Here is a 9,761-nt window from a genome sequence, read left to right on the forward strand (position 1 = left end):
TTTTTTGAAAGCTTTGCTGACAAGTTTGGCAAATTAGCGGTAACTTAGTGGCTTTTAATTTAAAAAAATCTGTCAAATTCCAATCAATTAATAATGGATTCTTACATAACTCACAGATTTTGCCGACCAATTCGATTTATCCTTCTTATTTTGTTGCATACCTGTTTTAAACGCCAGGTATGTTCCTTAACAAAAGCCCATGCACGACCATTGGGATAATCTTGATGCCGGCCGACACGACCAACAATCTGCATTAGGGTTGCCGAATTAAATACAGCTTCATCGGCACCCAAAATTATAACGTCAACATTTGAAAAACTTACCCCTCTTTCAAGCACTGTCGTTGTTACTAATATGGTTATTTCTTTTAATCGAAAGGCAGCAACCTTTTCTAACCGCTCTGTATCAGCCGCATGTAAACCTACTATCTGCTCACCATATTGCTCCTTCAATTGTTCTAAAACCAAACGAATATCCGCAATCGTTGGTACAAATAGTAATAGCTGCTGTGCACTTGCTTGGTTATCAATTAAATATTCCTTTAGCTTAACTGGCAGGGCCTTTCGCCAATCGCTAGTAATAAAAACTTCAAGCTTTACTAATGGATATCCATGATAACGCCGGAAAAGTTTAATCCGTCTATCAGCGCTTTGTTTAAGCTGCCAATTAGGGGTTGCCGTGAGGTAGACCGTACAAGCACCTAGCAATTTAGCCCTTTCAATCGCTCGCCATAAAGTTTGATTATTTATCAATGGGAAGGCATCAGCTTCATCAATAATAATCAAGTCAAATGCTGCTTTAAAACGTAAAATTTGATGTGTTGTCGCTAATAATAACTGACTATAGTGATAGGGCTGACTACTTTTACCGTGTAATAAACAAATATCAAGACCTTTAAAGGCTTGCAGTAATCGCGGTGCTAATTCGCATAAAACATCAATTCTTGGTGATAGTAGTGCAATACGCCAGCCAATTTTAAGACTATAATCTAGACTTTCAAACAATATTTCAGTCTTACCGGCACCAGTAATTGCTTCTACTAAGCTAGCTCTTTGTTCACTAACTGCTAATCTCAATTGCTTACTTGCAAGTTCTTGCTGTTCGGTTAGCCGGCCTGACCAATTCTTTAGAATTGGTTCAGATGAAAAATCATGTAACTCTGCATGATGTAATAAATACATCGTACTATCGAGCCGACCAAGATTAGCACAAGTTCAACAATAACTTATGTTTGTTGGTAAACACCAAGCCTTGTCTAATTTTGTCCAACAGCGCTGGCAAATCCCACCCCTGATTGCAGGTGTAATTTCAACATTTGGGTCAAACAAAGCTTTTAGGTATAATGAATTAACAGCAACTAAACGCCCCGATAATAATTGACGGTCCAAAGACACCACCTCCCTTCCACAAATTAACAAGACTCCATTTTCTAAAAAGAGGCTAAAAATGTATCTAACGATTTCCCAAAACGTATTTACCCAAGAACTAATTATCAAAAAATCCCGTTTCATTACGCACCTTGCCCGCATCCATAATGAGGCAGAAGCCCAAGCCTTTATCGCTCAGATTCGTAAAGAACATTACCGTGCCAATCACAACGTTTTTGCCTACGTGCTAGGTGATAACGATGAAATCCAGCGCATGTCAGATGATGGCGAACCTTCAGGTACCGCTGGCGTTCCAATTTTAGAAGTGCTTAAAAAGAATCAAGTTCATGATGTTGTCGCCGTTGTTACCCGCTATTTTGGTGGGATTAAACTTGGTGCTGGTGGGCTTATCCGCGCTTACGCGGGTGCGCCTGCTGATACGCTTGCCAATGTCGGGTTAGTTGAACGTATTTTACAGCGTGAGCTCCACTTCACGATTGGCTATAATCTTATCGACAAAGTACAGTACTGGCTCAGTGAACATCAACCAAGCACCCCTACAATCAATTACACTGATCAAGTTGAGCTGACAATTGCGGTCACCGATAGTGAAGTTGCGGCCGTCCAAAACGCTCTAACCAATTTGACACAGGGACAAATTAAATTCACGTTGGGCGATGAAATATTCGCTGAGCGACCATATAATGAATAAATTTTCAAAAAACACTTGTTATTATTCATTTCTCGTGTATAATTAATTCTGTTGTTAAGTGTTGCACCTATAGCGCAATTGGATAGAGTGTCTGACTACGAATCAGAAGGTTGCAGGTTCGACTCCTGCTAGGTGCATAATATAGAAAAGAGCTGACCAATTGGTCGGCTCTTTTTTTATTTAAACTAATTAAAATATCAAACGCTTCACCGTATTTTTATACATAAATACAAACTCAACCAAATAAAAACAGCGGTAGCATATCGCTACCGCTGGCTATACCTTAAAAATCAATAATCTCGTAAGCATATCCAAAAGCATCTAAGATTTTAAAGCAATCATCCATCGCAAAAAATATCGTTTTGGTATTATCATTTGGGTGAAACGTTATAATCTTATTCTGCTCCAACATTGACCGATCAAAATAAATATGGAAATTATCATAGTTAGTGCCCGCAAGGCCAAAGAATGATACAATCCCTGGTGTTAAGCCGAGCATGTCCTGTAATCGTTGTTCCGAAGCTAGGTGGAGCCGCTTTACGTCCAACCGCTCACCCATTTCTTCCATGTTTACTTCACGGTCATCGTCCATAATCAACATATAAAATTGCGTTGACTTCTTATTAGCCAAAACTAAACTTTTTGAACGCGATCCTTCATGTCCTACAATATATGAATCTGACTCCGCTGTTGAATGACTAGCTGGATGTTCCACAATTTCATATGGTATTTCCAGCTTTGCCATTAATGCTTCAACCTCTGCAAAACTACGCATATGTTCCTCAACCTCTCAAACTATTGTCTACTTCTAAACCCAAGGACAAATAAATTAATTTTTATACACTTTTTTCTGCTACGCCTCTTATTATTATACGCAGCAATTACTTGTACTCATGTAAAAACTCTGATAAAGCAGTAAGCCCCTTTCGCAAGGTTGCTTCATCAGTACAATAGCCAATTCGCGCATGTCCCGGCAGGTCAAAGCGATTACCTGGCACAATTAGGACACCCTTTTCCTGTAGCAACTTAATTGCAAAGTCCTCAGTCTTATCTGGATCTAAATCATTAAACTTTACAAAGCTTGTTGAAACTGACTTAGGATAAATCATTGAAACTGCTGGCTCATTTTCAACCCATTCTTTAAGGATTTCGAGGTTGTGGCTAACTAGGGCCGTATTACGCTCCAACACTTGGTCTCGGTGCTTAAGTACTAACGCACCTAGTGCATCATCAAAGACCCCCGCACAAATCATTGTATAATCTCGATACTTACGGAATATATCAGCCAATTCAGCATTTGCAGCAACCCAACCTAACCGGATTCCTGGTACTGAGTAAGTCTTTGAAATCGAATTAGTTGAGATACCCTTTTCATAAAGATCAACAATTGGTAGATAGTTACTGTTTTCTTCCAAAGGTAAGTAGACTTCATCAACTAGCACATATGCTCCAACTTCGCGGGCAATCGCCACCACTTCTTTTAAGAAGTCCGCATCTAGAATTGTTCCGGTTGGATTATTTGCATTATTCAAAGTAATCATCTTTGTGTTAGGGCGAATCATCGCCTTTAACTCTTCAATTCGTGGATACCAGTCATTTTCTTCATAGATATTCCAGTAGTCCACTTCTGCACCCAAAGACTTAGGAATATCATAGAGTTGTTGGTAGCTAGGATACTCAGCAATCACATGGTCACCGGGCTCAATTAGACTGTATAACACCAAATGATTGGCACCAGTCGCACCATTAGTTGCTAAAATATTATCCGCTGGCATCTTTTTGTATAACTTTGCAACTTCCGTTTTAAAATCAGGTGACCCTTCAATCCAACCATAGTTAAATTTAGTTTGCATCATTTTATCTAAGAAAGCTGCGCCTTGGTCAGGCTCCAAAGCTAATATATCGGCCAATTTCATTGATGCGATTGTCGATTGTGCAATATCGTACTTTGCTGACTTCTCCCAAACATTCAACCATTCTTCTACACCAAAACCTGCAATTTCCATAAGACTACTCCAATCGGTTATTTAGTATAAATATACAGTAAAAATCATAATAATACAAAAAAGGTTGGGTCTTACCCCAACCTTTATGTTAGTATTCCTCTTAGCCTGGAATAATTTGTGTACCAGTTCCGTTAGCAATAAAGTCTTCAACATTTTCCAAAGACGTAATTGTTGCTGGATTACCCGTACGCTTTACAAATTCAATTGCGGCTTGAACCTTAGGCAACATTGAACCCTTAGCAAATTGTCCCTCAGCAATGTACGCCTCAGCTTCGGCAATGGTCACCTTTTCGAGCTTCTTTTGATCTGGCTTGTTGAAATTAACAAACACATTATCTACCGCAGTTAGAATCAAAAGATCGTCGGCTTCGACCAACTCAGCTAACTTTGCTGCTGAGAAATCCTTATCAATAACTGCTTCAACACCGGCAAAGCCGTCTTCAACTTCAATGACAGGTGTTCCTCCGCCACCAGAAACTGTCGTCAACACTCCAGCAGCAATCATTGGCTTAATCGCCTCAGCCTCAACAATCCGTTCTGGCTTTGGTGATGGAACGACACGTCGATAGCCACGACCTGCATCTTCAACCATTTGCCAATCAGGATGCGCAGCCTTTAACTCAGCTACCTCAGCTTCCGTATAGAAAGGACCAATTGGCTTGCTTGGATTCTCGAAAGCCTGATCATTCTTATCGACGACTACTCGTGTCACGACCGCAGCTACTGGAACTTGACCCATACCATTCTTGTTCAATGCTTTAGTAAAGGCATTGCTCATCCAGAAACCAATTTGACCCTCAGTCATTGCAACGTCAGTATCAAGTGGCATCGCTGGATTCTTTGGTGAGTCAGCTGCTAATTGTTGTAGCAACAAATTACCAACCTGTGGACCGTTACCATGTGTAACAACCATTTCAACATCGTTATTCTTGATTAATGGAATAAGTTGCTCAGCTGTCAAATCCAAAGCATGCTCTTGTGCCACTGCTGAAGGATCGTCTGTTAAAATCGCGTTACCACCTAGGGCAACAACTATACGTCTAACCATGATTATTCACCTACTATTTATAAAGTAATTTTTACAAACCAAGTAATGCTCGCAAACCAAATTCGTTAGCAACCAAACCATACAAAGCTGTTAAGGCTAAAATGATTACAATCACAATCGCAATCCATTCACCTTGTGAGATGGTCCGTTGATTTTCCTTTTTGGCCCGGTAATAGAAGACAATTCCAATCGTGTAAAGGATTGATGCCATCCAAACAAACTGCCAACCTGATAGATACAATGCAAGCACTTGGAAGGCCAAAGCAAAGAATCCAATCAAAGTCCGTGAAGTTGAGCGTTCCTCAACTCCCACCTTCATCATATACGCCCCAACTAAGGCGTAGCAGATCATAATCGCCGCTGTACATAGATATACAAAGACGTTGTAAGCACCCGCAACGAAGTAGGTAATAATGATGAAAATCTGAACGAAAACTTGAGTCAACCACAATGAATGCGCTGGCGCATTGTTTTTGTTTAGTTGACCGAACCACTTTGGTAGTAGCTTTTGGTCAGCTAATTGCGAAGTTGCTTCAACTGGTAGCATTGTCCATGATAGCCATGCCCCGAGCAATGAAATGATTAACCCGACGGCCATCAATGAACCACCCCAGCCACCAACCATTGACTTCATAATATAAACCAAACCAGGTTGACCCATGTTAGCCAAGTCCTTTTGATCTAAGAAACCAAATGGTAGTAGTGAGAGTAATACATAGATGAAGAGCAAGCTAGCCAAGCCTAAGATTGTTGCCTTTCCAGCATCAGACTTACGCTTTGCACGGTCACCCATCATTGCAGCACCTTCAATACCAACGAAGACCCAAATCATTACCATTGTTGAACTTTGTACTTGCTTGAATAAGTCACCACCAGTCATTCCAGTAAATGACAAACTCTTAATCACACCATCAGCGTTCACGTTTGTGCTAAAGTTCTGCCAGAAGTGAGCGCCAAAAACACCGGCTTTAAAGAGGATAATTCCAGTAATCATGAAGACTACTAATGGAATCAACTTAGCAATCAAAACGATTGCGTTAATTACTGCGGCTGATTCAACTCCTTGGATAACCAAGATTGTCAAAAGCCAAGAGATAATCGATACAAAGACCACGGCAAACAAGGTCAAACTACCATTTGAATTGGCAAAGATGCCAGGGAAAAAGTAGTTAAATGATGTCATCATTAAGACCGCAAAGGCAATATTTCCAGCCCAAGCTGATAGCCAGTAACCCCAACCGGATAAGAATCCAACGAAGTCACCGAAACCTGCCCTCGCATAATCTGACACCCCTGATAATTCAGGCTTATTAACAACAAGGTGATTCAAACTCAAAACTAACATTAGAATCCCAAATCCAATGAACATCCAAGAAATAATCACACCGCCCGGCGTTGCACCTGTTGCCAAGTCATTTGATAGATTAAATACTCCACCTCCAATAGCACCTGAAACAATCAGGGCTACCAAGGAGAGGAGACCAATACCATTTTTGTTCTCTGTATCCATCTGCCTACTCCATTCTTATGCTGTTTTAGATTTCAGGAACTGCTGGAATGAATAGGTTTCCAGCGGTTGCTGCCATGATTGCCTTAATTGAGTGCATCCGGTTCTCAGCCTCTTCAAATTGACGTGCGTACTTTGAACGGAAGACCTCATCAGTAACTTCCATCTCAGTTAGACCGTACTTCTCCTTGATTTCCTTACCATACTCAGTCTCAGTATCATGGAAGGCTGGCAAGCAGTGCATAAAGATTAAGTCTTCGTCAGGTGTTCCTGTCAACTTCAACATATCCATTGTTACACGGTATGGTGTCAACAACTCAACACGTTCTTCCCAGTTTGACTCACCCATTGATACCCAAACATCAGTGTAAATAACGTTGGCGTTCTTAACACCCTCAGCAATATCAGATGTAACCAATGGCTTTGCGCCTGACTTCTCTGCGTAACCGTTAGCAAGATCCATGATTTCTTGAGTTGGGTGCAATGAATCTGGGGCAACGATGTGCACGTTTACACCCAACATTGAACCAGTAACCAAAAGTGAATTAGCCATGTTATTACGACCATCACCTACGTAAACCAAAGTTACACCCTTTAAGTGACCAAAGTTTTCCTTAACTGTCATAAAGTCGGCAATCATTTGAGTTGGGTGCCACAAATCAGTCAAACCATTCCAAACTGGTACACCAGCATGCTTTGCCAAACCTTCAACAGTTTCTTGGGCAAAGCCACGATATTCAATTGCATCAAACATTGAACCTAGAACAATCGCAGTATCTTCAACTGATTCCTTCTTACCAAGTTGGATATCATTTGCACCTAGGTATTCAGGGTGAGCACCTAAATCAATTGCTGCAGTTGTAAAGGCTGAACGTGTACGCGTTGACGTCTTAGCAAAAAGCAAAGCAATATTCTGACCCTCAAGGTACTTGTGTGGAATGTGGTTTTGCTTCAAAGCCTTCAAATGAAGACCAAAATCAACCAAATATTGAATCTCAGAAGGTGTAAAATCCTTTTCTGCTAGTAGACTACGACCTTGGAAAACTGAGTTAATCTTTGCTTCTGTCATTTTTAAATATCTCCTATTGTTTGTTTTATCTGGGTAAATTTATCTAATACTAAGCTGGTTAGATTTCGTCACGCCACAATGGTTGTGACATGCAACGAGCACCACCACGACCACGAGCCAATTCTGAAGAAAGAATTTCGTGAACCTTGATACCGTGTTGCTTCAACAATTCAATTGATACATAGTTACGATCGTAAGTTACAATCTCACCTGGAGCAATTGCTAATGTGTTTGAACCATCGTTCCATTGCTCACGTGGGGCAACGATTGGATCACCATCACCAGTCTCAATCAAATCAAGCTCTGACAAATTCAAAACTTGCTTCAAAGCCTTACCAAGGTCTGACATCCGGTTAATCTCAACTTCGCCATCCTTACCTTGCTTTAGGACAAAGACGTTAATATTACCATCTTGACTGAAGATTCCTGGGAAGACTGTGAACTGGTCATAATTAATCATTGTGAACACTGTATCCAAGTGCATCATTGCGTGGTTATGAGGAATCTCAACTGCCAATACTGTGTCAAAGGTTGATAGTGGGTTACTGAATAGTTCCTTAGCCAAAGCTTGGATTGACTTTGATGAAGTACGTTGTGAAACTCCAATTGCAACAACGTTCTTGCTCAAAATCAATTCGTCACCACCTTCAATCCGCGTTGTGTGGTTACGGTCACGCCAGATTGGTGTACCAGCAAAGCGCTCATGGTGCTTCATAATGTATTCAGTAATCATTGACTCAGGCTGACGAGCAGCGAATGTCATACGATTAATCGTCATACCAGCACCCATAGATGCTTGTGGGTCACGAGTGAAGTATGCGTTTGGTAGTGGATTCAAGTAGAATGGGTTGGCTGCATCTGATCCAGCTAAGTCTGACAAAACTGAACGTTGCAAATCAAGTTCATTCTTACGAACTCCGGCATAAATCTTGTCGACCATCTCCTTAGTCTCTAGACCCTCTAGATACTCTTTCAAACTATCAAAAGTACGGCCATGCTTGTAGCCTGCTTCAGTAAGGAAACGGGTCAAGAATTCGTCCTTAACTGCGGTATCCTTAGCAAAAACATCTGTTGCCAAATCCTCAATATAAAGCGTTTCTGCTCCATTATCCCGAAGAGTTTGGGCAAAGAAATCATGTTCTTTTTGTGCAATCTTCAAAAATGGAATATCATCGAACAACAATGACTCCATTGTATCAGGTGTGATGTTCTCGACTTCTGCTCCTGGACGGTGCAAAAGAACTGACTTCAACTTACCAATCTCTGAGTTAACGTTAATTGCTTGAGCCATGATTTAGTACATCCTTTCAATATGAAAATTAATTATTAAGTAGTATGTTAAGTGATCGCCATCTGTAACCGCTTACAGATATTATTATAGGATTATGCTTTCAAAAATCAACACCTCTCTTTTCATAGATTTACCTTTATCATAGATAGTTGCATAAATTTTCAAATATGCAATTAAACTTATTTATGGGTACAAAGGTTATTATGCCAAGGTGTTTTGAATTTCTCTTGATTAATTCAAGACAAAATTTAAGAAAACAATGCTTCTCATTTTCACAAATTATTAAATTTTCAAAGATTAGGTTTTTTTCGTTTTCATTAGATAACACTAGCTTAAATTAACTTTTTTAATTTATGTAACTTTCATCAGTGTATCATTTTTCTATAATAAATCACTAATCATTTTTAAATTTTATTATTCAAGATAATTCGACTTATTTTTTAAGTTCACACAGGATTCAATAAATTGTTGACCTAATTTATGAGCATAGCTATCAAAAAGTTTTTACAAAAATCAGATGTTGTCTATCTTATTCATTTTATTCAATTTTTATCCACTTTAACTTTAGTGATTATTACTAGGCAAAGTCAATATAAATGTATAATAAATCTTAGTCACTTACTTGGAAAAAATAACTATAATGGCGACACAATTATAATAGCGCAAAAAAAAGACACCCTTGCGGGTGCCTTTACTTTGCATCGCGATGTCCTATCCTCGCAGGAGGCGATCCTCCAACTACTTTTGGCGCTACTGAGCTT

Annotated in this window: 9 protein-coding genes and 1 tRNA gene; 3 read left to right on the plus strand and 7 right to left on the minus strand. The window is 39.8% G+C overall.

Translation table 11 applies throughout. From position 1 onward, the window contains the following. Positions 1 to 110: 110 nt before the first annotated feature. On the minus strand, positions 111 to 1,181 hold the full coding sequence (locus TT13_RS07915) for a helicase-related protein (RefSeq protein WP_052348594.1): 1,071 nt from the start codon (positions 1,179 to 1,181) through the stop codon (positions 111 to 113). 265 nt (positions 1,182 to 1,446) lie between these two features. Here TT13_RS07915 and TT13_RS07920 point away from each other — a divergent pair, with 265 nt between their 5' ends. Next, complete coding sequence (locus tag TT13_RS07920) at positions 1,447 to 2,079, plus strand: YigZ family protein (protein WP_027699481.1); 633 nt, start codon at positions 1,447 to 1,449, stop codon at positions 2,077 to 2,079. A 63-nt stretch (positions 2,080 to 2,142) separates the two neighbouring features. Continuing rightward, positions 2,143 to 2,216, plus strand: a tRNA-Arg gene (locus TT13_RS07925). A gap of 146 nt (positions 2,217 to 2,362) precedes the next feature. On the opposite strand, the gene TT13_RS07930 is transcribed toward TT13_RS07925, so the two are convergent. The 6 genes from TT13_RS07930 to arcA form a co-directional block, all read right to left on the minus strand. Beyond that, positions 2,363 to 2,854 carry a YbaK/EbsC family protein gene (locus TT13_RS07930; protein ID WP_027699482.1) on the minus strand — a complete coding sequence of 164 codons (492 nt, stop codon included), beginning with the start codon at positions 2,852 to 2,854 and terminating at the stop codon, positions 2,363 to 2,365. A 106-nt stretch (positions 2,855 to 2,960) separates the two neighbouring features. Further along, positions 2,961 to 4,085: an aminotransferase gene (locus tag TT13_RS07935; protein WP_027699483.1), complete on the minus strand. Its 1,125-nt coding sequence runs from the start codon at positions 4,083 to 4,085 to the stop codon at positions 2,961 to 2,963. Between the two features lie 100 nt (positions 4,086 to 4,185). Continuing rightward, on the minus strand, positions 4,186 to 5,133 hold the full coding sequence (gene arcC / locus TT13_RS07940; RefSeq protein ID WP_027699484.1) for a carbamate kinase: 948 nt from the start codon (positions 5,131 to 5,133) through the stop codon (positions 4,186 to 4,188). Between the two features lie 31 nt (positions 5,134 to 5,164). Beyond that, entirely contained in the window at positions 5,165 to 6,643 is a 1,479-nt protein-coding gene (locus TT13_RS07945; RefSeq protein WP_027699485.1) for a basic amino acid/polyamine antiporter, read from the minus strand. 25 nt (positions 6,644 to 6,668) lie between these two features. Further along, a complete protein-coding gene (gene argF / locus TT13_RS07950; protein WP_027699486.1) occupies positions 6,669 to 7,709 on the minus strand; it encodes an ornithine carbamoyltransferase in 1,041 nt (346 codons plus the stop codon). Between the two features lie 58 nt (positions 7,710 to 7,767). Then, entirely contained in the window at positions 7,768 to 9,000 is a 1,233-nt protein-coding gene (gene arcA, locus TT13_RS07955; protein ID WP_027699487.1) for an arginine deiminase, read from the minus strand. Between the two features lie 480 nt (positions 9,001 to 9,480). Between arcA and TT13_RS11540 the strand changes: the two genes are divergently transcribed. Further along, positions 9,481 to 9,761, plus strand: a 281-nt coding sequence (locus TT13_RS11540) for a hypothetical protein (protein ID WP_027699488.1), incomplete at its 3' end; no start/stop codon positions are given.

Source organism: Weissella oryzae SG25 (assembly GCF_000691805.2).
Taxonomy (GTDB): Bacteria; Bacillota; Bacilli; order Lactobacillales; family Lactobacillaceae; genus Weissella; species Weissella oryzae.